The 22,495-nt window shown below is 72.4% G+C and carries 23 protein-coding genes; 10 read left to right on the top strand and 13 right to left on the bottom strand.

Annotation, left to right across the window (positions count from 1 at the left end; genetic code table 11):
* Nucleotide 1: 1 nt before the first annotated feature.
* The 3 genes from OOK34_RS15415 to OOK34_RS15405 are packed head-to-tail and all read right to left on the bottom strand — an operon-like array spanning nucleotide 2 to nucleotide 3,922.
* Nucleotides 2–1,522, bottom strand: coding sequence for a sugar transferase (locus tag OOK34_RS15415; protein ID WP_267036753.1), 1,521 nt, complete (start codon nucleotides 1,520–1,522; stop codon nucleotides 2–4).
* 2 nt (nucleotides 1,523–1,524) lie between these two features.
* Complete coding sequence (locus OOK34_RS15410) at nucleotides 1,525–2,727, bottom strand: glycosyltransferase (RefSeq protein ID WP_267034443.1); 1,203 nt, start codon at nucleotides 2,725–2,727, stop codon at nucleotides 1,525–1,527.
* 19 nt (nucleotides 2,728–2,746) lie between these two features.
* Nucleotides 2,747–3,922 carry a DUF3344 domain-containing protein gene (locus OOK34_RS15405; protein WP_267034442.1) on the bottom strand — a complete coding sequence of 392 codons (1,176 nt, stop codon included), beginning with the start codon at nucleotides 3,920–3,922 and terminating at the stop codon, nucleotides 2,747–2,749.
* A gap of 279 nt (nucleotides 3,923–4,201) precedes the next feature.
* Between OOK34_RS15405 and OOK34_RS15400 the strand changes: the two genes are divergently transcribed.
* The 4 genes from OOK34_RS15400 to OOK34_RS15385 all read left to right on the top strand — a co-directional run bounded on the left by OOK34_RS15400 (nucleotide 4,202) and on the right by OOK34_RS15385 (nucleotide 6,936).
* Nucleotides 4,202–4,612, top strand: a complete 411-nt coding sequence (locus tag OOK34_RS15400) for a rodlin (RefSeq protein WP_267034441.1) — start codon at nucleotides 4,202–4,204, stop codon at nucleotides 4,610–4,612.
* A 238-nt stretch (nucleotides 4,613–4,850) separates the two neighbouring features.
* Nucleotides 4,851–5,084, top strand: a complete 234-nt coding sequence (locus tag OOK34_RS15395) for a chaplin (RefSeq protein ID WP_267034440.1) — start codon at nucleotides 4,851–4,853, stop codon at nucleotides 5,082–5,084.
* 120 nt (nucleotides 5,085–5,204) lie between these two features.
* The gene (locus tag OOK34_RS15390) at nucleotides 5,205–6,410 is read left to right on the top strand and encodes a chaplin (protein ID WP_267034439.1); all 1,206 of its coding nucleotides are present in this window, start codon (nucleotides 5,205–5,207) and stop codon (nucleotides 6,408–6,410) included.
* 181 nt (nucleotides 6,411–6,591) lie between these two features.
* Nucleotides 6,592–6,936, top strand: a complete 345-nt coding sequence (locus tag OOK34_RS15385) for a hypothetical protein (RefSeq protein WP_267034438.1) — start codon at nucleotides 6,592–6,594, stop codon at nucleotides 6,934–6,936.
* A gap of 77 nt (nucleotides 6,937–7,013) precedes the next feature.
* On the opposite strand, the gene OOK34_RS15380 is transcribed toward OOK34_RS15385, so the two are convergent.
* Both OOK34_RS15380 and OOK34_RS15375 read right to left on the bottom strand, forming a co-directional pair.
* The gene (locus OOK34_RS15380; RefSeq protein ID WP_267034437.1) at nucleotides 7,014–7,256 is read right to left on the bottom strand and encodes a chaplin; all 243 of its coding nucleotides are present in this window, start codon (nucleotides 7,254–7,256) and stop codon (nucleotides 7,014–7,016) included.
* A gap of 166 nt (nucleotides 7,257–7,422) precedes the next feature.
* Complete coding sequence (locus OOK34_RS15375; RefSeq protein WP_267034436.1) at nucleotides 7,423–7,923, bottom strand: hypothetical protein; 501 nt, start codon at nucleotides 7,921–7,923, stop codon at nucleotides 7,423–7,425.
* Between the two features lie 283 nt (nucleotides 7,924–8,206).
* Between OOK34_RS15375 and OOK34_RS15370 the strand changes: the two genes are divergently transcribed.
* A complete protein-coding gene (locus OOK34_RS15370; RefSeq protein ID WP_267034435.1) occupies nucleotides 8,207–8,617 on the top strand; it encodes a rodlin in 411 nt (136 codons plus the stop codon).
* Between the two features lie 117 nt (nucleotides 8,618–8,734).
* Here the strand turns inward: OOK34_RS15370 and OOK34_RS15365 are convergent, their stop codons facing one another.
* A complete protein-coding gene (locus OOK34_RS15365) occupies nucleotides 8,735–9,373 on the bottom strand; it encodes a vitamin K epoxide reductase family protein (RefSeq protein WP_267034434.1) in 639 nt (212 codons plus the stop codon).
* Between the two features lie 192 nt (nucleotides 9,374–9,565).
* Between OOK34_RS15365 and OOK34_RS15360 the strand changes: the two genes are divergently transcribed.
* Nucleotides 9,566–10,342 carry a DUF6227 family protein gene (locus OOK34_RS15360; protein WP_267034433.1) on the top strand — a complete coding sequence of 259 codons (777 nt, stop codon included), beginning with the start codon at nucleotides 9,566–9,568 and terminating at the stop codon, nucleotides 10,340–10,342.
* Between the two features lie 20 nt (nucleotides 10,343–10,362).
* Here the strand turns inward: OOK34_RS15360 and pfkB are convergent, their stop codons facing one another.
* Together pfkB and OOK34_RS15350 are read right to left on the bottom strand one after the other, a co-directional pair.
* Nucleotides 10,363–11,301 carry a 1-phosphofructokinase gene (gene pfkB, locus OOK34_RS15355; RefSeq protein WP_267034432.1) on the bottom strand — a complete coding sequence of 313 codons (939 nt, stop codon included), beginning with the start codon at nucleotides 11,299–11,301 and terminating at the stop codon, nucleotides 10,363–10,365.
* A gap of 189 nt (nucleotides 11,302–11,490) precedes the next feature.
* Complete coding sequence (locus OOK34_RS15350) at nucleotides 11,491–13,050, bottom strand: MFS transporter (RefSeq protein WP_267034431.1); 1,560 nt, start codon at nucleotides 13,048–13,050, stop codon at nucleotides 11,491–11,493.
* A gap of 63 nt (nucleotides 13,051–13,113) precedes the next feature.
* On the opposite strand from OOK34_RS15350, the gene OOK34_RS15345 reads away from it, so the two are divergent.
* Nucleotides 13,114–14,073 carry a YafY family protein gene (locus OOK34_RS15345; RefSeq protein ID WP_267034430.1) on the top strand — a complete coding sequence of 320 codons (960 nt, stop codon included), beginning with the start codon at nucleotides 13,114–13,116 and terminating at the stop codon, nucleotides 14,071–14,073.
* A 119-nt stretch (nucleotides 14,074–14,192) separates the two neighbouring features.
* Here OOK34_RS15345 and OOK34_RS15340 read toward each other — a convergent pair whose 3' ends face one another.
* Nucleotides 14,193–15,170 (bottom strand): RNA polymerase sigma factor RpoD/SigA, encoded by a 978-nt coding sequence (locus OOK34_RS15340; RefSeq protein ID WP_267034429.1) that lies wholly within the window; start codon nucleotides 15,168–15,170, stop codon nucleotides 14,193–14,195.
* A 534-nt stretch (nucleotides 15,171–15,704) separates the two neighbouring features.
* Between OOK34_RS15340 and OOK34_RS15335 the strand changes: the two genes are divergently transcribed.
* Nucleotides 15,705–16,355, top strand: a complete 651-nt coding sequence (locus OOK34_RS15335; RefSeq protein WP_267034428.1) for a Uma2 family endonuclease — start codon at nucleotides 15,705–15,707, stop codon at nucleotides 16,353–16,355.
* Here OOK34_RS15335 and OOK34_RS15330 read toward each other — a convergent pair.
* From OOK34_RS15330 to OOK34_RS15320, 3 genes are all read right to left on the bottom strand, one after another.
* Nucleotides 16,330–17,124 carry a dioxygenase gene (locus OOK34_RS15330; RefSeq protein ID WP_267036752.1) on the bottom strand — a complete coding sequence of 265 codons (795 nt, stop codon included), beginning with the start codon at nucleotides 17,122–17,124 and terminating at the stop codon, nucleotides 16,330–16,332. The two genes, OOK34_RS15335 and OOK34_RS15330, sit on opposite strands and share 26 nt — an antisense overlap.
* 128 nt (nucleotides 17,125–17,252) lie before the next feature.
* Nucleotides 17,253–18,794, bottom strand: a complete 1,542-nt coding sequence (locus tag OOK34_RS15325; protein ID WP_267034427.1) for an MFS transporter — start codon at nucleotides 18,792–18,794, stop codon at nucleotides 17,253–17,255.
* 103 nt (nucleotides 18,795–18,897) lie between these two features.
* Nucleotides 18,898–19,599 carry a TetR/AcrR family transcriptional regulator gene (locus tag OOK34_RS15320; protein ID WP_267034426.1) on the bottom strand — a complete coding sequence of 234 codons (702 nt, stop codon included), beginning with the start codon at nucleotides 19,597–19,599 and terminating at the stop codon, nucleotides 18,898–18,900.
* A gap of 277 nt (nucleotides 19,600–19,876) precedes the next feature.
* Here OOK34_RS15320 and OOK34_RS15315 point away from each other — a divergent pair, with 277 nt between their 5' ends.
* Together OOK34_RS15315 and OOK34_RS15310 are read left to right on the top strand one after the other, a co-directional pair.
* The gene (locus OOK34_RS15315; protein WP_267034425.1) at nucleotides 19,877–21,154 is read left to right on the top strand and encodes a M6 family metalloprotease domain-containing protein; all 1,278 of its coding nucleotides are present in this window, start codon (nucleotides 19,877–19,879) and stop codon (nucleotides 21,152–21,154) included.
* Nucleotides 21,155–21,292: 138 nt separating this feature from the next.
* On the top strand, nucleotides 21,293–21,937 hold the full coding sequence (locus tag OOK34_RS15310) for a dihydrofolate reductase family protein (RefSeq protein WP_267034424.1): 645 nt from the start codon (nucleotides 21,293–21,295) through the stop codon (nucleotides 21,935–21,937).
* Nucleotides 21,938–21,945: 8 nt separating this feature from the next.
* Here OOK34_RS15310 and OOK34_RS15305 read toward each other — a convergent pair whose 3' ends face one another.
* Nucleotides 21,946–22,395, bottom strand: coding sequence for a hypothetical protein (locus tag OOK34_RS15305; protein ID WP_267034423.1), 450 nt, complete (start codon nucleotides 22,393–22,395; stop codon nucleotides 21,946–21,948).
* Between the last annotated feature and the right edge of the window lie 100 nt (nucleotides 22,396–22,495).

Below are 22,495 nucleotides of genomic sequence, written 5' to 3'. Positions count from 1 at the left end.
CTCAGCTGCCCCCCAGCCGGAAGCGGAAGAAGGAGGCCGCGGTCCGGGCCAGGATCCACAGGTCCTGCCACAGCGACCAGGTGTCGATGTAGTGGTTGTCGAAGCGGGCCCGGTCCTCGATGGAGGTGTCCCCGCGCAGTCCGTTGATCTGGGCGAGTCCGGTGATGCCGACGGGCATCCGGTGGCGGGCCTCGTAGCCGGGGTGGACGCTGCTGAACTTGGCGACGAAGAAGGGGCGTTCGGGGCGGGGGCCGACCAGGCTCATGTCACCCCGTACGACGTTCCACAGCTGCGGCAGCTCGTCCAGCGAGGACTTGCGCAGGAAGGAGCCGACGGGGCTCATCCGGCGGTCGCCGGCCACCGTCCAGCGGGTGGCGGACTCGTGCTCGTCGGCGCGCAGGGTGCGGAACTTCAGCAGGGTGAAGGGCCTCCCGTACAGGCCGACCCGCTCCTGCCGGAAGATCACCCCGGGGCCGTCGGAGAGCCGGACGGCCAGGGCGCAGGCGCCCATCACGGGGGCCGCGGCGAGCAGCGCGAGCGCGGCGAGCAGGGAGTCGATGGCCCGCTTCGCGTACCGCTCCAGGGGCCGGGCGGGGCGCGGCAGCAGCGGCTGTACGGCGTACCCCCACAGCTGGTCGGCGGGCTGCGCGACGCGCATGCCGGTGACCTTGGCGGTCCCGGCGGGGTCGGCGAGCCAGAGCCGGCAGCCGTGGTCGTGGAAGAGCCGCACCAGGGAGGCGGTGCGCTCGTCGGCCTCGGGCGGACAGGTGAACACCGCGTGCCGGACGGAGTTCTGGATGACGGCGCGCCGGATGTCCTCGTGGGTGGCGAGCACCGGGAGCGGGCCGCCGTCCCCGTCGGCGGGGGTCGCGGTGTCGGCGATCCCGACCGGCCGCAGCCCGTACTCGGGGCGTCCGTGCAGGGCGGCGGCGACGGCGCCGGTGCCCTCGCCTAGGCCGACCACGAGCGCCGAGACGGGCCGGCGCACGGCGGAGCGGCGGCGGAGCCGGTTCACGAACCCGCGTCCCGCGCACGCCAGTACGACCTGGAGGCAGACGGCGCCGAGCAGGACGCTCCAGCCGAGGGCGCGCTCGGGTGCGGCGGCGGCGAGCACGGCGGCGGCCCCGCACCACAGCACGGCGGCCCGCCCGGCCAGCGCGGGCAGTTCGAGCAGGGCGGAGGGCGCGAGGCGGGGCCGGTAGAGCCCGGCCTGCGCGTGCAGGGCGGTGAGCAGGACGGCGGCGGGCAGCGCCGCCTGGGGCGGCAGGGCCTCGCCGGGCAGGGCGGTCGCGGTGGCGACGGCGGCCAGCGCGTCGGCGGTCAGCAGCGCGGCGAGGCCTTCGCGGCGGCGGACCCGCCGCGGCCGGACGGCGGCGCGGGCCTGGTCGGCGCGGGGGCCGCGCGGGGGGTGGATGGCGGTCACGGCACGGCGGGCTTCGGCGGGAGCCGCCGGGGCGAAGGCGCTGCCGCCGGCGTGCCCCGTGCCGCCCTGCCCGGTGTGCCGGGCGGGTGCGCTGTCCATCGTCATCGGCTGATGCGCTCCTGGTTCAAGGGCCGGGGCCTGCCCAGCAGTTCGTGGTACAGGCCGGTGACCGCGTCCGTGGTCCGCCGCACGTCGAACTCCGTCCGGGCGTGCTGCTGGGCCTGCTCCCCGAGTTCGGTGAGCAGCCGCGGTTCGGCGAGCAGCCGTCCCAGGGCCTTGGCCAGCGCCGTCGGGTCCTCCGGTGGCACCAGGCAGAGCCGTCCCTGGCCGGACGGCAGGCTCTCCCGGGCACCGCTGACGTCGGAGACCAGGACCGGGCGGCCACAGGCCATGGCTTCGAGCGGGGCGAGCGCCATGCCTTCCCACCGCGACGGCAGTACAACGAGATCGGCGGCCCGAAGCCACGGTCGGATGTCGGTGGCGGCGCCCGCGAAGTGCACCCCGGGCGGTGCGGTGCGACGCAGCCGCTCGGCGTCGGGGCCGTCGCCGACCAGGGCGAGGCGGGCGTCGGGGAGGGTGCCCAGCACCTCGGGCCAGGCGCGCAGCAGGATGTCCTGGCCCTTCTGCGGGCAGAGCCGGCCGACGCAGACGGCGAGCGGCCCCCCGTCCCGCAGGGCGGCGGGCAGCGGGAGTGCGGCCCGGGCCTCGGCGCGGCCCTGGTCGCCGCCGCCCCGGGCGGGGCGGAAGTGTTCGAGGTCGACCCCGTTGCGGATCACCGACCAGCGGGCGGTGATCCCTTCGGATTCGCCGGCCCGGCGTTCGGCCTCGCTGACGCAGAGCACCCGGTCGGCCCAGCGGGCGCCGGCCCGCTCCCAGCGCAGCGCGAGCGCGGCGGTGGCCCCGCCGACGGCGTCGAAGGACCAGGCGTGGGGCTGGAACACCGTCGGCACGGAGCCCCGTACGGCGAGCCGGCCGGCCAGTCCCGCCTTGGCGCTGTGGGCGTGCAGCAGGTCGGGGCGGGCGCGGCGGATCAGCCGGGCGGCGCCGAGGACTTCGGCGGGCAGCCCGGGACCGGGGGACCGCCCGGCGCGCCAGGTGCGCACCTCGGCCCCGGCGGCCCGGGCGGCGTCGGAGAGGGCGCCGCCGCGCGGGCAGCCGACGATGACCCGCAGCCCGGCGGCGGCCTGCGCCCGTACGAGGTCGGTGACGACGCGGGCGACACCCCCGTCAACGGGCTGGACGAGGTGGAGGACGGTGAAGGGGTAGCCGGCCGGGGACGGATCCGGCGAGGGGTGTTTCGGCACGGGGAGTGGTCTCCTGCGTTCAGCGGCGCGCGTCTGTCTGAACGAAGAGCACACCGAGGAATTGACCCTGACTTTCACCCGCGAACCTGAAGCTCAGGCTGCGGGCGCCACCGGACAGGGCGGGACTCAGGTCGAACACGTCCGCGTCATATCCGAGATTATTCATATGTTCGGGCTGTCGCACGAACGAGGGACGTCCGAATTCCGTGATCGTGGAATTCATAACATCATTAAAAGGATTTTCTGCATCGCTGACGTTGACCCGGCGGCCACTGTCGGCGGTCACGGTGAGTGAGTCACCGAGGGTCCCCCGGTCCCCGTCGTACGCGACCACTCCGGCCCGCCCCGTGGCGCCGGGCGCCACGTCCAGGCCGGTGACCTCGACCGTCTCCCCGGCGGCCTCGCCGGCGCCGGCGGCCAGCGACTCGAAGCCGTCCCACAGCGAGATCCGGCGCAGCGGCTCCTGCGGGTGCTCGTAGGCGACCACCAGCGTCCACCCGCCCCAGGCGCCCACCTCCGAATGCCCCATGGCGACGTTGAGCTGAGCCACGGTCCACATCCCCGCGCCGCCCTTGCGCACCAGCGGGGTGACATCGGCCGAGGCCTGGTAGGCGTCGCTGCCGTCGTCGGTGTGGTGCCCGATCACGGTGTCGGCCAGCACCGCCTTGTACGCGCCCCCGGGCTCGGAGACCAGCACCCGGCCGTTGTCCTGCGGCGGCTTCTGCTCCCCCACCCGCAGGTTCCCGCCCCAGTAGAGACGGGCGTACGAGACCTTCGCGCCCTGCGGGACCTTCAGCTCGGCCCGGGTGGAGTTGTAGGTGTCCGGATCCTTGTCGACCTCGTCGTAGAACATCTCGAAGTCGCCGTTGACCCCCGCGGCGCCCTTCTTGACCTCGGCGCACGGCTCGGCCTGGTCGGACTCCTCCCGGCGGCAGCTGATGGCGGAGTTGGAGGCCCGGACCAGCCCGCCGTGCTGGACGGCCTGGTAGCGCTGGGTGAAGGGCACCCTGGGCAATTCACGCACTCCGGCGGGCGCCGCGGCGCCCGCCTCGGGGACGTGTGCGGAAAGCGTGAGGCAGGACAGCAGGCCGAGTGTGCCGAGGATTCTGCGGGAGGAACCCATGAGCCTGTCTCCATTTTCGATCAAGGGGACAAAACAGGAGTGAACTTTGTCAGAAATCGGGCTGGAAATCACGTCGGACTCGCTCGTACGGCCTTTTGGGCGAAGGCACGCACCCTCTCCGTGGGCGGGTCGTTATGTGGTTGCACCATTGTTCGAACCGATATGGAAAAGCGCCGTCGGCTCCCCCGACAGCGCCGGGCGGCAACGCGGTCAGCGCCCGCGTGAACGCCTGAGCGTCAACCGTGGCGTCCGAAACGGCGGCATCCGGGTGAAGTCACGCAACCCGAGCGAGGGCCGGGCCGTTGATCCTGGTGCTCCAGTACCGGGCAATCCTGCAAAAAAGGGACAGCAATGATCAAGAAGTTCGTGGCCGGCGCAGCGGTTGCCGCCTCCACCGTGGGCCTCGGTGCCGCCATGGCCCCGCAGGCGATGGCCATCGGGAACGACAACGGCATCAACACCGTCAACGGCAACAACTCCGCGCAGATCTACGGCAACCAGGCCACCTACGGCAACATGAGCCCGCAGATGGCGCTGATCCAGGGCTCCTTCAACAAGCCCTGCATCGCCCTGCCGGCCAAGGTCAACGCCCAGTCGCTCCTGTCCGCCGTCAACATCGGCGTCCAGGACATCCCGGTGCTGTCGAGCCCGCAGAACCAGCAGTGCACCGAGAACTCCACCCAGGCCAAGGGCGACGAAGCCCTCTCGCACATCCTGGACAACATCCCGATCCTCTCCGGCAACGTCTCCGCCGGCAGCTGATCGCGCACCGCGCCGAGCGAGGCCGTCGCACCCACGGGTCGCGGCGGCCTCGCCGCATGCCGGGCGCCCGGAAAATTCCGGGCGCCCTTTAAATCCGGGCCCGAATTCCCGGTCGGTTGCGTCTGGAGCATCGGAGTGAATTGACCGGAACCCCCCGGAAATTCGCGGTTGCTTTTCCCGGACCCACTCGTTGTTATTTGTGCAGCGGATACGCCTCTGCGGGAAGGATCGAAAACAAATGAAGTACAAGAAGGCAGTGGTGCTGGCCGCCGGCGCGCTGATGGCCGCCGGTGTCGCCTCCCCCGCCATGGCCGACGCGACGGCCGGCGGTGTCGCCAAGGACTCCCCCGGCGTCCTGTCCGGCAACCTCGTCCAGGTTCCCGTGCACGTCCCGGTCAACGTCTGCGGCAACACCGTCGACATCATCGCGCTGCTGAACCCGGCCTTCGGCAACACCTGCGTCAACGCCTGACGAAGCGCTGCGCCCGCAAGGGCAGACCTCCTCGAGGTGGCCTCGGAGTGCACGGCGGTGCACTCCGGGGCCACCTTCGATTCAGCACCGGCCCCCGCGCCGGTAGACAGGGAAGGACCCATGCGACAGGTACTGAGCCGACAGGTACTGGGCAAGGGAGTGCTCACGGCCGCGGCCGCCTCGAGCCTGCTGTCGATCGCGACCGGCGCGGCCTGCGCGCATCCCGGAGCGATGGCAGAGGCCTCGCATTCGCCGGGCGTGGTGTCCGGCAACAGCGTCTCGGTACCGATCACCTTCGCACCGAACCTGTGCGGCAACAGCGTGGACGGGGGCGCGGCGCTCAACCCCACGATGGGGAACACCTGCGTCAACTCCACCGGATCGTCCGACGCCGGCCACGACTACCACCGCTACCTGAGCCCCGAGCACGCCGAGGCCTTCGAGCGCTACCTCGACGAGCAGCAGGGCGGCCGGCACGCACTGCCCCGCCAGCGCCAGGAGGAGGAACGGGGCTACGAGGAGCCCCGCGCCCACACCCCCCGGCACGCGGCGCCCCGCCAGGAGACGCCGCGCCACGCGGCACCGGCGCCCCGGCACGAGGACGGCCGCGACGAGGGCGGCTACGGCGGCTCCGGCGAGGGCGAGGAGGAGTGCGACGACCACCCCCCGCAGCCCGCGCCCCACGCCGAGCGCCCGGCGCCCCACCCGGCACCGCCCGCCCCCAGGCCGCACCCGAAGCCGGAGCCCAGGCCGAAGCCGGAGCCCGTCGCGGAGCACCCGGCGCCGCTCCCCGCCCCGGCCCCCGCGCCCGTTCCCGTACCGGCACCGGCGCCCGCTCCCCCGCCGCAGACGCCGGAGGCCGAGGCCCCCGCGCCGCAGCCGGCCCCGCAGCCCGAGGAGCAGCCGCACACGCTCCCGGCGCCCGTCCCGCTCCCGGCCCCGGCCCCGCAGCCCGAGGTGCAGCCCGCCCCGGCCCCGGCTCCCGAGGCCCTGCCGCCCGCCGCGGAGGCTCCGGCACCCCGGCCGCCGCACGGCAGCCAGCCGCAGCAGCCCGCTCCGGCGCCCGCCCCCGTACCGGAGGTCGTCCGCCCGGCCGACCAGCCCCCGGCGGCCCCGGCCGGTGACCTCCCGGTGCACCTGCCCGCGGCTCCCGCGCCCGCCCCGGCCCCGGCTCCCGAAGCCGCGCCGCCCGCGCCCGCGCCCGCCCTCGCCACGGCGCCGCAGCTGGCGGCGACCGGAGCGGGCCAGACCTCGGCCGCGGCGGCGCTCGCCTCGGCCCTGATCCTCGGCGGAGCGATTCTGTACCGGCGGTCCCGGATCGCCTGACCGGGAATACCGGTAATCAGAAGAAATATCGGCCGGAGAATCCCTTGTCGGATTCTCCGGCCGCTGCCGTGCGCCCCGGCACACGCGTTTCCGTATCGGCCGGGAATCGTTAGCCAGGTCGAAAGCGGCGCGACGGTCGCCGCTGACGCCTCTGTCCACGAAAAGAAGAGGATTTTCGATAATGAAGCTCTCCCAGGCCGCCGCTGTCGTCGCCGGCTCCGTCGCCGCCCTTGGTGCGACGGCACCCGCCTTCGCGGCCGAGGCTCCCGCAGGACCCCCCATGAGCGTGTCGGCCGGATGGAACACGGTGCTGAGCGCCGTCGAACCCGTCATCGCCTCGGCCCCCGAGACCCTGGGCAGTGCCCTCGCCGAGCAGGGCGAAACCCTCAACAAGGTCGTCGGCACCGCCCAGGGGGTCAACAAGATCCGCAACAACGCCCCCGGCGAGGTGCTGGGCCTGGCCAACGGGGCGACGAAGCTCTCCCCGATGCTCGGCGGAGTGCAGCTCAACGGCGGCGCCAACTGAAAAGCCCCGGAACGACTGTGGGCGCCCCCGGCGATGCCGGGGGCGCCCACAGTCGTGTGTGCCGACTGCGACGTACGTCAGTCGTTGATGCAGACGTTGCCGAACGCGGGGTTCAGCGCGCCGACGAGGTTCACGGAGTTGCCGCAAACGTTGATCGGGATGTGCACCGGGACCTGGACCAGGTTGCCCGAGAGAACACCGGGGGAACCCACGGCCGCACCCTCGGCCGAGGAGTCGGCGGAGGCGGCGCCCGCGGCACCGGCCACAGCGAGACCAGCGGAGGCCAGGGCCACAGCGGCCTTCTTGGCAGCAGAGTTCATGGGGAGTGCACCTTCTCTTCGATGTCCTGCCCCGATCCGGGGCTCACACGAAGCGAAACGGTCCAGCTTCCCGGACGACACGGCCACGGGCCGAATCGGAGCCGAATCAGACCCGTTCGGCCCAATAGTCGTAACCATGCCGTCCGTTGGACTCCGCTGCCGCCGCCTAGCGGTGGATGGGAATCTCGGGGATGTCGGGGATGTCGGGGATCTCGGGGATCGCCGGGAGGGCGGGGACCACCCCGTTCGCCGGCGGGACCGCCGGAACGGCCGGGGCCGGCAGCCCCGGCAGCGCCGGGAGGTTGATCGGCGGGAGGGTCACTCCGGGCAGCTCCGGCAGCTTGATCTCGGGGATCTTCGGCAGCTGGATCGGCGGCAGCGTCACCCCGGCGGGCAGCAGGCCCGTGAGGGACTTCAGCAGGTCCGTGAGCGTCTTGGTGAGGCCGTTGATGAGGTCGTCGATCGGACCGGCCGGGGCCCGTTCGGGGGCCGCCGCGATCTCCTCGATCCGCTCGATCTGCTCCTGCACGGCAGCCGCCCGCTTCTCGAGGGCTGCGGCACTGCCACCGTCCACGGCGCTCGCGGGAGCGGCCGCGCCGGACAGTATGACGACGGCGAGGGCCGACGGGACGAGGACGCGGAGGCGGGACGGCTTGGTGCGGTGCATAGGGGCTTCCTTCGGTGGTCGCACAAAAACGGACGGGAACAATCCGCTTCCTCACCCACCGTGCGAACACCTTCTACGGAGCGCAACAGGATCTTGAACGGGGAGGCCGGGCCCTGGGGGCTGCGTACGGGCTTCGCGCAGGCGTCCGGAGCGGCCTCACCCACGCTGGGGAAAAGTCCACCCCCGGCGGGCCGTTTGAGTGAAGCAGCGGAACCAACCCCGCGGTGGCCCGGTTGATCAGGGCGCTCCACTAGCGGGCACTCGTGCGACAAAAGGATCAATGATGCTCAAGAAGATCATGACCGCTGCCGCGGTCTCCGCCGTTGCGCTCGGCGCGGGCGCTGCCGCTGCTGCCCCGGCCATGGCCATCGGCAACGACAACGGGATCAACACCGTCAACGGCAACGGTGCCCAGCAGATCTACGGCAACCAGAAGACCACCGGCGACCTGAGCCCCCAGCTCAGCCTGGTCCAGGGCACCCTCAACAAGCCCTGCGTCGGCCTGCCCGCGAAGGTCAACGTCCAGTCGGTCCTCTCCGCGCTCAACATCGGCGTCCAGGACATCAACGTCCTGTCGAGCCCGCAGAACCAGCAGTGCACCGAGAACTCCACCCAGGCCAAGGGTGACGAGGCGCTCTCGCACATCCTCAGCAACATCCCGATCCTGTCGGGCAACGGCTCCATCGGCAGCTGATCTTTTCCGCTCGACCCCTTCCGGTCAGGGCCGCTGGTGCCCGTGGAGCGAAGTGACGAGGGCCCCGCTGGCATCCAGCCGCCGGGGCCCTCGTACGTGCGGGTACGGCGCCGCCGCTCAACTCGTCCAGAAATCCCACCACCGGGTCAGGACCAGCATCCCGATCACCCCGAGGTGCAGGGCGGGCGGGGCCCAGCCGAACTCGGTGAACAGGACCCGCAGCGGGCCGGGCGCCGGCAGGACGCCGACGGCGACGTTGTGGGCCGTGACCGCCCAGAACATCAGCAGGGTCGCCACCCAGGCCAGGCAGCACCACAGGCACAGGGCGTTGATCTCGTACAGCGACTGGACCATCAGCCAGGCGCAGAAGCCGGTGCCGAAGAGCGTCCCGGCGTTCAGTCCCAGCCAGAACCAGCCGCGGTGGCGGGCGCCGGCCAGCAGGCCCGCGCCGACGCAGACCACGACCCCGTAGGTCGCCAGCCCGAGCATGGGGTTGGGGAAGCCGAAGGCGGCGGCCTGTTCGCTCTGCATGACGCTGCCGCAGGACACCACGGGGTTGAGGCTGCAGGCGGGCTTGAAGTCCGGGTCCTCCAGCAGCAGGAACTTGTCGAGGGTGATCACCCAGGAGGCCAGCAGCCCGGCGGCGCCGGTGACCACCAGCAGCCAGGCCAGCCCCCGGGAGGCGCCCTGTTCGCCCTCGGGGCGGGTGCGGGGGCGGCCCTGCTGGCGGGGGACGCCCACTGTGTTCGTTGCCATACCGCCCATGGTCCCGCGTAACGCAACAGACCGCCGCGAACCATGGCCATCCGTACGCAACTTGACCTGAAGGTGTGGCGGGAACCCCTGATGCTTCCCGGACGTTTTACCGAATCCCGGACGTGATGTCAGAGCCAGGGGCTACGTTGAGCTTCCGCGAAGTAACAAGCTGCGACGGCCTGGAGACCCACCTTGAGCGATCCGTACGAGACAACCGAGGCGCACCTCGAGCGACTCCTGGGCCGCGCCCTCAACTCCTTCGACCTGCCGGACCGGTTGGTCGAGCGCCTCGGCACGGCGCTCGCCCACAGCTCTTCGCTCTACACCACGCACCACAGCCCGTCGGCGGGGCTGTGGCGGGAGACCCACCGGCACACCTACCTGCTGTCCGACGGCGGTTCGGCCTCCCTGTGGGAGCTGGCCTACCGCCTGAAGGGCGACCGGAGCACCCGCTGCGAGGTCTTCGCGAGCAAGAGCGAGCTCGGGCTGGCGGTGGCCCGGCTGTTCGGCGAGGCCCCGACCGAGGCGGTGCCGCACCCCTCTCACGACCCGGGCGAGGGGGAGGAGGGGATGGAGGGCGATCTGGCGGTGCTGAGCGCGCTGTTCGCCGCCTCGGCGCCCCGGCAGCGCCGCCGCGAGTACACGGTCCAGCAGTCCGCCGACCACGCCCGCCGGGTGCTGCGCCGCGCGGAGAACGCCGACCGACCCGGTGAGGGGGTGGCGACGCTGCTGCGCTCGGCGTACGCGCACCACATCACCCAGGCGTTCGGCGGCCGGCAGTGCCTGGCCGACGGGCGGGATGCCGGATTCAGCCTGTACGAGCACGCCTTCGTCCTGCTGGACGGGAGCGAGTTCAGCCTGTGGGAGGTCGAGCACACCGCCACGCCGGACGGGCGGCACATGTGCGAGGTCTACGAGAGCGAGGCCGCCGCGCGCGGGGCGATGGAACTGCGCGCCCGGGTGCGGTGAGGCCCGCGGGGCGGTGACCCTCAGGCCCGGGCCAGCGGGAGGTCCAGGGGCAGGTCCTGGGTGAGGTGGACCGCCTCGGGGCGCAGGTCCGCCGGGGCCGGCATGGCGCTGCCGGGCAGCTGTACGGCGGCCGCAGCGTGGGCCAGGGCGGAGGCGAGGGCGGCGGGGCCGGTGCCCCCGGCGATCAGGAAGCCGGCCAGGGCGGCGTCGCCCGCCCCGACGTCGCTGCGGACCGCCGTGACCGGCGCCGTGCCGTAGTAGGCACCCTCGGCGCCGACCAGGAGCTGTCCGGTCGCGCCGAGGGAGGCCAGGACCGCGCCCGCGCCGCGCCCGATCAGCTCCTCGGCGGCCTTGACCGCGTCCCCGAGGGTGGCGAGCGGGCGGCCCACCGCTTCGGCGAGTTCCGCCGCGTTCGGCTTGATGACGTCCGGGCGGGCGGGCAGGGCCGCCGCCAGGGCGGGGCCGGAGGTGTCCAGGGCGACGCGGGCGCCCGCTTCGTGGGCGCGGGCGACGAGTTCGGCGTACCAGCTGGGCTCCAGGCCGGGCGGCAGGCTGCCGCAGCAGGCGATCCAGGCGGCGCTGGCCGAGCCGCGGACGGTGTCGAGGAGGAGGGCCGACTCCTGCGCGGAGAGTTCCGGGCCCGCCGCGTTGATCTTCGTCAGGGTGCCGTCCGGTTCCACGACGGAGATGTTCGAGCGGGTCTGCCCGGCGATCGAGACGGCGGTGACGTCCACGCCCTGCGCGCCCAGGAGTTCGGCGAGCATCGCTCCGGCCGGGCCGCCGAGCGGGAGCACCGCGGTGGTGGGTACGCCCGCCGCCGCGACGGCCCGGGAGACGTTGACCCCCTTCCCGCCGGGGTCGACCCGCTCCCCGGCGGCCCGGAGCACCCCGCCGCGGTCCAGCGAGGGGACCTCGTAGGTCCGGTCGAGGGAGGGGTTGGGGGTGACGGTGAGGATCATCCGAGCGCAACTTCCGTACCGGCGGCCGCGTACGCCGCGTGTGGGTTTGTGTCCGTTCGATGCCGGGTTCTGCGGTTCTTCCCTACCGTACGCCTGGGCGCGGGAGAAAACAAAGGAAAACGGACATACCCGCTCACGGGGAGCGGGTATGTCCGTACATCGGGGCCCGGGAGACCGGGCCGCCGGGGCTCAGACCGCAGGGGCCGGCTCGACGGCTCCCTCGCGTTCCGCGAGCGGGATCTGCTTGCGCGGCAGCATGAACATCACGGTGAAGATCACGACGAGCACCGCCACGACCCACCACAGCGCCCCGCGGAAGGCCTCGACGTACGGCGCGCCGAGGACCATGTCGTCCTCGATCGACCCGAAGAAGACCACGGAGGTCAGGGCGAGACCGAGCGCGTTGCCCATCTGGCCGGTGGTGTTGATCAGGCCGGAGGCCGAGCCGGCGTGCTCGCGCGGCACCTGGGACAGGATGGTGTCGTTGAGCGGGGCCACGATCAGGCCCATGCCGATGCCCATGACGACCAGCGGGGCCGCCATCTGCCAGGAGGCGATCTCCATGCCGTAGTGCTCGGACTCCCAGATGTAGAGGAGCAGGCCGGCGGCCATGGTCAGCGCACCGGCCTGGAGCACCTTGCGGCCGAAGCGCGGAGTGAGCTTCTCGACCGAGAGCCCGGCGGCGACCGAGACGGCGATGGAGAAGGGGATGCCGGTGGTGCCGGCTCGCAGGGCGCTCCAGCCGAGGCCCATCTGCATGTAGAGCGTCCAGACCAGGAAGAAGATGCCGGTCGCGAGGCCGAAGGTCAGCTGGACGGCGATGCCGCCGGCGAAGCTCTTGACCTTGAAGAGGGAGAGCTCGACGAGCGGGGAGCCGTCCTTCTTGATCTTGTACTTCTCGTACGCGATGAAGGCGGCGAAGACGAAGGGCGACGCGATCATGCAGACGAAGCCCCACAGCGGCCAGTCGTTCTCCCGGCCCTGGGTGAGCGGGAAGATCAGCATGACCAGGGCGAGGGTGGCGAGCACGACGCCGACCAGGTCGAGCCGCAGGGCCTGCGGGGCCTTGGACTCGGAGATGAACTTGCGGCCCAGGATCACGCCCGCGATGCCGACGGGCAGGTTGATCAGGAAGATCGTGCGCCATTCGAGACCGAAGAGGTTCCACTCGGTGAGCAGCGCGCCGAGCATCGGGCCCGAGACGGCACCGAGGCCGACGATCGCGCCGAACATGCCGAAGACCTTGCCGCGCTCGTGCTGCGGGAAGGTGACGTGGATGATCGCCAGGACCTGCGGGACCATCAGGGCCGCCATGGCGCCCTGGAGGAGGCGGGAGGCGACGAGCATGGAGGGGTCGGCCGCGATTCCGCAGAGCAGCGAGGCCGCGGTGAAGCCGGCGACGCCGATGAGGAAGAGGCGCTTGCGGCCGTAGATGTCACCGAGACGGCCACCGGTGATCAGGCCGGCGGCGAAGGCGAGGGCATAGCCGGCGGTGATCCACTGGATCGCGCTGGTCGAGGCGCCGAAGTCCTGGCGCATGCTGGGTATCGCGATGTTGACGATCGTGACGTCGACCAGGTCCATGAAGGACGCGGTCATCACGATGGCGAGCGCCAGCCAGCGGCGGCGGTCCGGGTCCGCGGCCTGGGGCGCGGCTGCTGCGGCTGCTTGGGGCGCGGGTGCGTTCCGCTCTTCTCGTACGGGCCCGGTTTCTCTTTCGGGCGATGTCTTGGACGTCTCGGTGCTCATGGAGAGAAACCTAGACGGGATCTAGGTCAATCGGTGTCCTACTTCCCTGGCAATGTGGATCCCATGAACGACACCCCGGCGCGGCTGCTCACCCTGCTGTCCCTGCTCCAGACCCCGCGCGAATGGCCGGGCAGCGAGCTGGCGGAGCGGCTGCGGGTGAGCTCACGGACCATCCGGCGCGACATCGAGCGGCTGCGGGAACTGGGGTACCCGGTGGAGGCCACGCTGGGCGCGGAGGGCGGGTACCGGCTGGTGGCGGGGGCGGCGATGCCGCCGCTGCTGCTCGACGACGAGGAGGCCGTGGCGATCGCGGTGGGGCTGCGGGCCGGGGCCGGCCATGCCATCGAGGGGGTGGAGGAGGCCTCCGTACGCGCCCTCGCGAAGCTGGAGCAGGTCCTGCCGGCCCGGCTGCGCCACCGGGTGGGCGCCCTGCAGTCGGCCACGGTGGCGGTGACCCGGGGGGACGGGCCGAGCGTGGACCCGCGGACGCTGACGACGATGGCGGGGGCGGTGGCGGGGCCGGAGCGGCTGCGGTTCGCGTACCGGTCGCGGGACGGGGTGGACTCGCGGCGGCTGGTGGAGCCGTACCGGCTCGTGAGCACGGGCAGCCGCTGGTACCTCGTCGCCTACGACCTGGAGCGGGAGGACTGGCGCACCTTCCGGGTGGACCGGGTGAGCGAGCCCTTCGCGACGGGGGCCCGGTTCGCCCCGCGGCAGCTGCCGATGGAGGCGGCCGAGTTCGTCCGGCGCGGGCTGCGGGGCGCGCAGACGTACCCGGTCGACGCCTTCTTCGCCGCGCCGCCGCAGGAGCTGCCGGCGTGGCTGGGCGAGGCGGCCGTCGCGGAGGCGGGGGGCGCCCGGGTCCGCTTCGAGAGCGGGGACGCGCCGGAGTGGCTGGCGGGCCGGATGGCCCTGACGGGGGTGCCCTTCACCGTGCGCGGGCCGGAGTTCCTGGCGGCCGCCGCGCGGGAGCTGGGCGCACGGCTGGCGGGGGCCGGCGGGGAGCCGTCCGGCCCGGCGTGACGCGCCGGCGGGGAACCGGGAGGCGGGGAACCGGGAGGCGGGGGCCCGGACAGGAGAGAGCCCCGGCACCTGGGGGGGATAGGTACCGGGGCTCGTTCGGGGGGCGGGACGCGGGCCGGTCAGGCCACGGCGTCGAAGCCGGTGTCGCGGGCCATGCGCTTGAGTTCGAGCAGCGCGTGCTTCTCGATCTGGCGGATCCGCTCGCGGGTGAGGCCGTGCTGCTTGCCGACCTCGGTCAGGGTCCGCTCGCGGCCGTCCTCGATGCCGTAGCGCATCTTGATGATGGACGCCGTGCGCTGGTCCAGCTTGCCGAGGAGGTCCTCCAGCTCCTCGCTGCGCAGCAGCGAGAGCACGGACTGCTCGGGCGAGATCGCGGAGGTGTCCTCCAGCAGGTCGCCGAACTGCGTGTCGCCTTCGTCGTCGACCCCCATGTTGAGGCTGACCGGGTCGCGCGCCCAGTCCAGTACGTCACCGACGCGCTTCTCCGTCGAGTCGAGCTCGGCGGCGATCTCGGCGTGCTCCGGGTCCCGGCCGTGCTCCCGGTTGAACTCGCGCTGGATCCGGCGGATCCGGCCCAGTTCCTCGACCAGGTGGACGGGGAGGCGGATGGTGCGGGACTGGTCGGCGATGGAGCGGGTGATGGCCTGGCGGATCCACCACGTGGCGTACGTGGAGAACTTGAAGCCCTTGGCGTAGTCGAACTTCTCGACGGCGCGGACCAGGCCGGCGTTGCCCTCCTGGATGAGGTCGAGGAGGGGCAGGCCGCTGCGCGGATAGCGGCGGGCGACGGCCACGACCAGGCGGAGGTTGGAACGGATGAAGACTTCCTTGGCGCGCTCGCCTTCGGCGGCCAGGGCTTCCAGCTCCTCGCGGTCGAGGGTGTTCCCCTCGCGCTCTATCGCACCGTCGAGGATCTGCTGGGCGTACACGCCCGCCTCGATGATCTGCGAGAGCTCCACTTCCCTGGCGGCGTCGAGCAGCGGGGTGCGCGCGATCTCGTCGAGGTACATCCCGACCAGATCGCGGTCGACGATCTCCCCGCCCATGGCTCGGGCGCTGCTCGTGGACTGACGACGGGCGACGGCGCGGGTTGCCATGCGTGCTCCCTTGCGATGCGATGAATCGGTCGCGGTGCGTCCTCGGACACTCTTCCGAGTGCCCGCTTCCGAAAGGGAACAACGACTGGAATCGGGACAGAATTCCCACGCCGCTCTCCCTTTTTCGAGATCTTGCAGTATCCTGCCCCGCCCACCGCGGAGGCGGAGGATCAGGCGCACTGCGAGAACCCGAAGAGGTGCAGGTCAGGCCCGGAATGAAGGCCGCTCCGGAGGCGCTCGCCGACCCGCACGACCGCCAGGCCGGTGAGACCGCCGTCACACTCGGCACGGTGCCGTTCACCCCGGAACGGCGCCGCCCGTGGCCGCACTCCCACCCTGAAGACGGGCCCCACCGGCTTCTGGTTGCCTGGACTGGCGATCGAATCGCTGGATACGCGACAAGCAGGCCATTTGGCCATCAAACCGGCGCACACCTCTTCGGCGGGGCGGCCGTCCGGGTGATTCCGCCCCCGTCCGGGTGAAGCGGGGGCATATTCCGTCGGCATGCCACGGCCCGGCCGTAGCGTGCCGGGAGTGATCGCACACATCCCGCGGCCGTCCCGCAGCGCGCCGATGAGCGCCAGTCCCGAACCCGACCCCGATCTGGACCAGGCCCTGTGGCGCGCCTGGCAGGCCATCGACCCTCCCGAGACCTTCCGCGTGGAGATCGTGGAGGGGCTGATCGAGATGTGGCGCGTGGGGCGGCCGTTCACGCACGCCCTCACCGCGAACCGGATGCGGGCCCGGCTGGCCTCCCACCTGGCCGGCGGTCCGTACGCCCCCTACATGGCGATGTACGTGGTCGGCGGCTACCAGGCCTGGGCCCCCGACGTGCTCCTCGCGCCGGAGGACCTCACCGGGCACGCCGCCCGGGGCGAGCTCGGGATCAAGGCCTCGAGCGTGCCCCTGGTCGCCGAGGTCGTGGCGCCCGGCCCGCAGGACATCGCGCGGGACCGCGTCCGCAAACGCCGCGCGTACGCCCGGGCCGGGATCCCGGTGTACGTGATCGTCGACGACTACGACGGCCACGGCACGGTCAGCGTGCTGACCGGCCCCGTCCCCGACGAGGCGCGGTACGCGTCGGAGGTGCGCGCGCCCTACGGGACCGGGGTGGCCGTCCCCGAGGGGCCCGCGCGGGGCTTCGTGATCGGCGAGGAGATCACCGGGCCGCCGCGGACCCCTTGACCGCTTGGCCGCCGAACTGGAGGGAGCGCTTCGAGAGGCCCATCCAGAAGCCGTCCACCGGGGTGTGCTGCGCGGTGAGGTCGGATCCGGCGGCGCCGAGGGTGACGAAGAGCGGGGCGAAGTGCTCCGTGCGCGGGTGGGCCAGGCGGCCCGCCGGGGACTTGGCCTCGAAGTCGACCAGGGCGTCGATGTCGCAGGCGGCCAGCGCCTCGCGGCCCCAGTGGTCGAACTCGGCCGACCAGCCGGGCACCCCGGGTCCCGGGTGCCGCAGCGCGGCCAGGTTGTGGGTGAAGAACCCGCTGCCGACGATCAGGACGCCCTCGTCGCGCAGGGGGGCGAGCTTGCGGCCGATGTCCATCAGCCGGGCCGGGTCCAGCGTGGGCATGGAGATCTGGAGCACCGGTATGTCGGCCTCCGGGTACATCTCCACGAGGGGCACGTACGCCCCGTGGTCCAGGCCGCGGTCCGGGATGTCCTGGACCGGGGTGCCGGGCGCCTTGAGCAGGGCGCGGACCGAGGCGGCGAGCTCCGGCGCGCCCGGGGCCCCGTAGCGGACCCGGTAGTAGTGCTCCGGGAAGCCCCAGAAGTCGTGGACGAGCGGGACGGGCTCGGTGGCCCCCAGGGCCAGCGGGGCCTCCTCCCAGTGGGCGGAGACCATCAGGATCGCGCGCGGCCGGGGCAGCCCCGCGGACCAGGCGGCGAGCTCGGACGGCCAGAGCGGGTCGTCGGCGAGCGGCGGAGCCCCGTGACTGAGGTAGAGCGCCGGCATGCGGGGGGTGTCGGGGGTCACGGGGCGCTCCTCGGTCGTCGGTGCGGGGTCCCACGAAAAGACTAACCCCGCTTCGTTCAAATTTGAACGAAGCGGGGTTCTCAGTCATTCCCGCACGCACGCCCCCGTCAGTGGGCGATCACCGGGACCTTGATCTCGGAGTCCTCGGCCGCGCCCGATCCGGAGGCCACCGGCCCGCCCGAGCCCGGACGGCCGGTGTTGATCAGCGCGAAGGCGATGCCCGCGCTGACCACGAGGATGCCGACGGCCCACCAGATCGCGGACGCGTAGCCCTCGACCATGGCCTGCGCCTGCACCAGCTTCCCCGCGGCGCCGCCCGCCGCGGCCTCGGCCGCGTGGTCGGTCAGGTACGCGGTGGTCGCCGAGGCGGCGATGGTGTTCAGCAGGGCGGTGCCGATCGCGCCGCCCACCTGCTGCGAGGTGTTGACCATGGCCGAAGCCACGCCGGCGTCGGCCGGGTCCACCCCGTACGTGGACAGGGACATGGCCGGCATGAAGGCCGTACCCATGCCGAGGCCCAGCAGCAGCTGCGCCGGCAGGATCAGCGCCGGGTAGGAGGAGCCGACCTCCAGCTGGGTCAGCATCAGCATGCCGGCGCCGGCGAGCAGGAAGCCCGGGCCCATGAGCAGCCGCGGCGCGACCCGGGTCATCAGGCGGGCGCCGATCTGGGTGGAGCCCGCGATCATGCCCGCGATCATCGGCAGGAAGGCGAAGCCGGTCTTGACGGGCGAGAAGCCCTTCACGACCTGGAGGTAGTACGTGAGGAAGAGGAACAGGCCGAACATCGAGATGACGGCCAGGCCCAGCGAGAGGTAGACACCGCCGCGGTTGCGCTCCAGCAGGACGCGCAGCGGCAGCAGCGGGGACTTCACCTTGGACTCGACGAACACGAAGGCCGCGAGCAGCACCGCGGAGCCGACGAACAGCCCCACGGTGACCTCGTCCGACCAGCCCGCGGACTCGGCGCGCGTGAAGCCGTAGACGAGCGCGACCAGACCCAGCGTCGAGAGGATCACACCGGGGACGTCCAGGCGCGCGCTGTTGCGGGAGCCGGCCGGCTCGCGGATGACCATCCAGGCACCGGCGGCCGCGACGATCGCGAAGGGGATGTTGACGAAGAAGGTCCAGCGCCAGTTCAGGTACTCGGTCAGGAAGCCGCCGAGGATCAGGCCGACGGCGCCGCCGCCGCCCGCGATCGCACCGTAGATGCCGAAGGCCTTGGCGCGCTCCTTGGCGTCGGTGAAGGTCACCGCCAGCAGGGAGAGCGCGGCCGGGGCGAGCAGCGCGCCGAAGGCACCCTGGAGGGCGCGGGCGCCCAGCATCATCGCCTCACCGGTCGCGGCGCCGCCCAGCGCGGAGGCCAGGGCGAAGCCGATCAGGCCGATGACGAAGGCGTTCTTGCGGCCCCACTTGTCGGCGATGCGGCCGCCGAAGAGGAGGAGTCCGCCGAAGGCCAGCGCGTAGGCGGTGATCACCCACTGGCGGTTTCCGTCCGAGATGCCGAGGTCGGTCTGGGCGGAGGGGAGGGCGATGTTCACGATGGTCGCGTCGAGGACGACCATCAGCTGCGCCAGCGCGATGAAGACCAGGGCCTTCCATCGGCTGGGATCGACGGCAGCCGGCGAGGCGGTCGCGGCCGTTTTTGACATGGGGGTACCCACTTCACTGTGCGAATGATTGGAAATGACGAGAAATGACTGGAAAAAGTGCGGTTTAAGGCTATGCAGTCCGGGGGCGGGCCGTCATCTGGTTTTAAGCCTGGGCCACGCGCCTGAGGTCTTCCAACGTGGCTGCCGTGCCGGGGAGTTCGGAGCGGGCCGGGGCCCGCAGGCCGTCGAGGAAGAGCTGGAGGTGGCGGTGGGCGAACCGCTCGACGGCCAGGCAGTCGGTCCCCGGCAGGGGGCGGCTGAGCTGGGACAGCGCGATCATCAGGTCCCCCACGCCGATGTCGGCGCGCAGCAGGCCGCCGTCCTGGCCGGCGGCGACCAGGGTCTCGACCGCCACCCCCAGCGCGTCGCGGGCGGCGAGGAGTTCGGGGTGGTCGTGGTCGAAGCCGTCCGAGAGCATCGGGCACAGGGCGCCGATCCGCTCGTCGGCCGCGGCGTGCGTGAAGCGGCAGAGCGCCGCGAAGGCGTCCGGCTCCTGCGCGAGCGAGTCCTCGGCGAGGGCGGTGACCCGGTCCATCACGTAGAGCACCACGTGGTGGACGAGGGCGGCCCGGTCCGGGAAGTGCCGGTAGAGGGTGGCGTTGCCGACGCCGGCCCTGCGGGCGATCTCGTCGAGGGGGGCGTCCGCGCCGAACTCCACGAGCATCTCGCGCGCCGCCACGAGGATCCGCTCCCGGTTGCGCACCGCGTCGGCGCGCGGCTTCGGGACCCGGGTGGGGGCGGCGGTGGCCGCGAGGTCCACGTCCGCCCGGGGGGCGGCCGCCGGCGTGCTGGCGGGGCTCTTCATTCCGGGGCCTCCTCGGAGCGTACGGCTTCGGCTCGTGCAGCCGCCCCTAACCGGGGAGCTGGTCCCCGCTTCGGGGACTCTTGTTCAAACGGGGATCCAGTCCCCGGTTATTTCACTCGTCCGTGTGAGCTGCGTCACACACGGGAGAGGGGTATTTGCCCCGGTTGGGTCACATTCGGACGCTTTCGACGCGCGGGCGTGTCGCAACCGTCGGAGGGTGAGCGCACAGAGAGCAGTCCGGACCCGGCCGGCTGCCGCGGACCCGAAGGCGATCTCCATGCCGCAGACCCGCCACCGGATACGCAGACCCTGCCGCACCAGCGCGTTCATCGGCCTCACCGCACTGGCCCTGGGCGTCACCGCCACCGCCAGCGGCGGGATATCCGGCCGCGGCCACTCGGCCTCCGGGCCCGTGGCCACCAGCGCCGAGTCGGTGCTGGCTCCGTGCCGGATCACCGGGACCATGGGCGTCCAGATGTCGGAGGGCCTGCCCACCCCGCCCGGGTACTCACGCTCCACCGGCGAGGTCCGCGCGCTGAACCTGATGATCGACTTCCCCGACGCCAAGGGCGAGGGCACGGCCATGGACCGGCTGGCGGAGTTCTTCCCCCAGACCTCCGACTGGTTCCGCACCAGCTCCTACGGACGCCTCGCCTACCGCGCCGAGTCACCCGTACGGAACTGGCTGCGGATGCCGATGCCCTTCGCGGCGTACGGGATCGAGCGCGGCTCCGCCTACGAGCCGGGCTACCGGCAGCTCGTCGAGCACATCGCGAAGGCCGCCGACTCCGAGGTGGACTTCAGCCGGTACGACCTGATCAACATCCTGGTCACCCCGAACGCGGGACCGTCCGCACTGGACACCGTCCTGTCGGTCACCTTCTCCGGCAACGGAGAGGCGCCGATGGCCGACGGGGTGCCGCTCGCGAACACGTCCTTCGTCTACAGCCGGCAGGACGACGGCTCCGGCTCCTACCGGGAGACCGGCTACCGGGTCCTCCCGCACGAGAACGGGCACGTCTTCGGGCTGCCCGACCTGTACACCGCCGACGGCGGCGGCACGGTCGGGCACTGGGACATCATGAGCGAGGACTGGGGTGCCAACAACGACCTCCTCGGCTGGCACAAGTGGAAGCTGGGCTGGCTCGACGGCAGCCAGGTCAGCTGCGCCTCCACCTCCGGGACCAGCGACCACCTCCTGACCCCGCTGGCCGTGGAGGGCGGCACGAAGCTGGCCTTCGTCCCCCTCTCGGAGAGCGCCGGCTACGCGGTGGAGGTCCGCACCCGGGCCGGGAACGACGAGGCCGTCTGCAAACCCGGGGTGCTCATCTACAAGGTCGACTCGGACGTGGACACCGGGCGCGGGCCGGTCACCGTCTCGGACAGCGCGAGCGGGAGCGGCGGCTGCACGCGGCGGCCCAATGTGCACGCGGAGCTGTCGGACGCGCCGTTCCGGCCGGGCGAGACCTTCACCGACGAGAAGGCGGGCATCGGCATCTCCGTGCTGGGCGAGCTGCCGGGCGGCAAGTACCAGGTGCGCGTGACCCGGCCCTGACCTCTCACACCCCGATGGGGGTCCGACGGGCGCCGCTGCCCCGGTCCGGCGAGGTTTCGCCGGACCGCCTGGCGCGGCACCGATGAGTCTGCCCGGCCCGGGGAGTCTCATCGTTGTCGACACCCGCAGGAGGAACGCGTGGAACAGCTGCTGAGAGTCATGAACTTCAACGTCTCGAGCGACGGGTTCGGTGCCGGTGAGCACCAGAGCCTGGAGAGGCCGTTCGGTGACGCCGACCCGGGGGAGATGTTCGCCTGGGCCGGCGCCACGGCGAGCTGGCCCATGCGCACCGACCCCGGGGGGAGCCGCGGCCTCGACGACTACTTCACACGGGACTTCGCGCGCAACATCGGCGCCGAGATCATGGGCCGCAACAAGTTCGGGCCCCAGCGCGGGCCCTGGCTCGACCACGACTGGCGCGGCTGGTGGGGGGACGAGCCGCCGTTCCACACCCCGGTGTTCGTCATGACCCACCACGGGCGTCCGTCGTTCACCCTGTCCGACACCACGTTCCACTTCGTCGACGGCGACCCGGCCGCGGTCCTCGCACTGGCGCGGGACGCGGCGCAGGGCAAGGACGTCCGGCTCGGCGGCGGGGCCACCACCATCCGGGAGTTCCTCGACGCCGGCCTCGTCGACACCCTGCACGTGGCGGTGTCGCCGCTGCGGCTCGGATCCGGGTCCCGGCTCTGGGAGTCGCCCGACGAGCTGCTCGACCGGTACCACCTGGAGGTCGTGCCGAGCCCGAGCGGGGTGGCGCACCACCTGTTCTGGCGGAGGTGAACCGGTCGTCAGTGGTCGTTGGGCGGGGGCAGGCGTGTCATGTCCAGGGTGATGCTGCCGAAGTCCCGGCCCTGGTAGACCTGCGCGTTGAAGGTGCCGCCGCTGATGGTGTTGCTGACGGTGGGGGCCGCGGGCTCGCGCCAGCCCGGGTTCACCTCGTCCAGCAGCTGCGCGAGTTCCCGCGCGGCCGCCTCGTCCTGCCGGAGCACCTCGCGCAGCCGGTCCCGCCAGGCCTCCTCGACCCGGTCCGCGGCCACCTCGTCCCCGTCGGCGCGGGCCAGGAGCAGTTCGGCGCGGGAGGCGCGCAGTTCGCGCGTGAGCGCCTCCTCCTGCCCGGGGTCGTCCTCGCCCCGGCCGAGGAGGCGGGCGAAGCGCCCGCTCGCGTACTTCCACGCGTCGGAGGCCATGAGACCCACCACCGTGGTCGCACCCGCCGTCACCAGTGCCGCGACATCCATGGCGCCCACGCTAACCGTAGGCTGACGGCGGCGTGGGCCGATCGGCCATACGGGCACGGGATACGGGCAGTGGCGGGAGGCCGGATGCGGGCGGTGCGGG

The organism is Streptomyces sp. NBC_00091 (genome assembly GCF_026343185.1).
GTDB lineage: Bacteria > Actinomycetota > Actinomycetes > Streptomycetales > Streptomycetaceae > Streptomyces.
Note: the sequence above shows the minus strand (reverse complement) of the source record. Positions and strands in the feature narration are given on the sequence as shown.

What these genes read in the sequence shown, in the direction of transcription:
- OOK34_RS15315 (WP_267034425.1), top strand. Translation starts at nt 19,877, where the DNA reads ATGCCGCAGACCCGCCACCGGATACGCAGACCCTGCCGCACCAGCGCG.
- OOK34_RS15340 (WP_267034429.1), bottom strand. Translation starts at nt 15,170, where the DNA reads ATGGCAACCCGCGCCGTCGCCCGTCGTCAGTCCACGAGCAGCGCCCGA.
- OOK34_RS15390 (WP_267034439.1), top strand. Translation starts at nt 5,205, where the DNA reads ATGCGACAGGTACTGAGCCGACAGGTACTGGGCAAGGGAGTGCTCACG.
- OOK34_RS15380 (WP_267034437.1), bottom strand. Translation starts at nt 7,256, where the DNA reads ATGAACTCTGCTGCCAAGAAGGCCGCTGTGGCCCTGGCCTCCGCTGGT.
- OOK34_RS15370 (WP_267034435.1), top strand. Translation starts at nt 8,207, where the DNA reads ATGCTCAAGAAGATCATGACCGCTGCCGCGGTCTCCGCCGTTGCGCTC.
- OOK34_RS15305 (WP_267034423.1), bottom strand. Translation starts at nt 22,395, where the DNA reads ATGGATGTCGCGGCACTGGTGACGGCGGGTGCGACCACGGTGGTGGGT.
- OOK34_RS15350 (WP_267034431.1), bottom strand. Translation starts at nt 13,050, where the DNA reads ATGAGCACCGAGACGTCCAAGACATCGCCCGAAAGAGAAACCGGGCCC.
- OOK34_RS15385 (WP_267034438.1), top strand. Translation starts at nt 6,592, where the DNA reads ATGAAGCTCTCCCAGGCCGCCGCTGTCGTCGCCGGCTCCGTCGCCGCC.
- OOK34_RS15365 (WP_267034434.1), bottom strand. Translation starts at nt 9,373, where the DNA reads ATGGCAACGAACACAGTGGGCGTCCCCCGCCAGCAGGGCCGCCCCCGC.
- OOK34_RS15320 (WP_267034426.1), bottom strand. Translation starts at nt 19,599, where the DNA reads ATGAAGAGCCCCGCCAGCACGCCGGCGGCCGCCCCCCGGGCGGACGTG.
- OOK34_RS15345 (WP_267034430.1), top strand. Translation starts at nt 13,114, where the DNA reads ATGAACGACACCCCGGCGCGGCTGCTCACCCTGCTGTCCCTGCTCCAG.
- OOK34_RS15400 (WP_267034441.1), top strand. Translation starts at nt 4,202, where the DNA reads ATGATCAAGAAGTTCGTGGCCGGCGCAGCGGTTGCCGCCTCCACCGTG.
- OOK34_RS15325 (WP_267034427.1), bottom strand. Translation starts at nt 18,794, where the DNA reads ATGTCAAAAACGGCCGCGACCGCCTCGCCGGCTGCCGTCGATCCCAGC.
- OOK34_RS15415 (WP_267036753.1), bottom strand. Translation starts at nt 1,522, where the DNA reads ATGGACAGCGCACCCGCCCGGCACACCGGGCAGGGCGGCACGGGGCAC.
- pfkB (WP_267034432.1), bottom strand. Translation starts at nt 11,301, where the DNA reads ATGATCCTCACCGTCACCCCCAACCCCTCCCTCGACCGGACCTACGAG.
- OOK34_RS15375 (WP_267034436.1), bottom strand. Translation starts at nt 7,923, where the DNA reads ATGCACCGCACCAAGCCGTCCCGCCTCCGCGTCCTCGTCCCGTCGGCC.
- OOK34_RS15395 (WP_267034440.1), top strand. Translation starts at nt 4,851, where the DNA reads ATGAAGTACAAGAAGGCAGTGGTGCTGGCCGCCGGCGCGCTGATGGCC.
- OOK34_RS15330 (WP_267036752.1), bottom strand. Translation starts at nt 17,124, where the DNA reads ATGCCGGCGCTCTACCTCAGTCACGGGGCTCCGCCGCTCGCCGACGAC.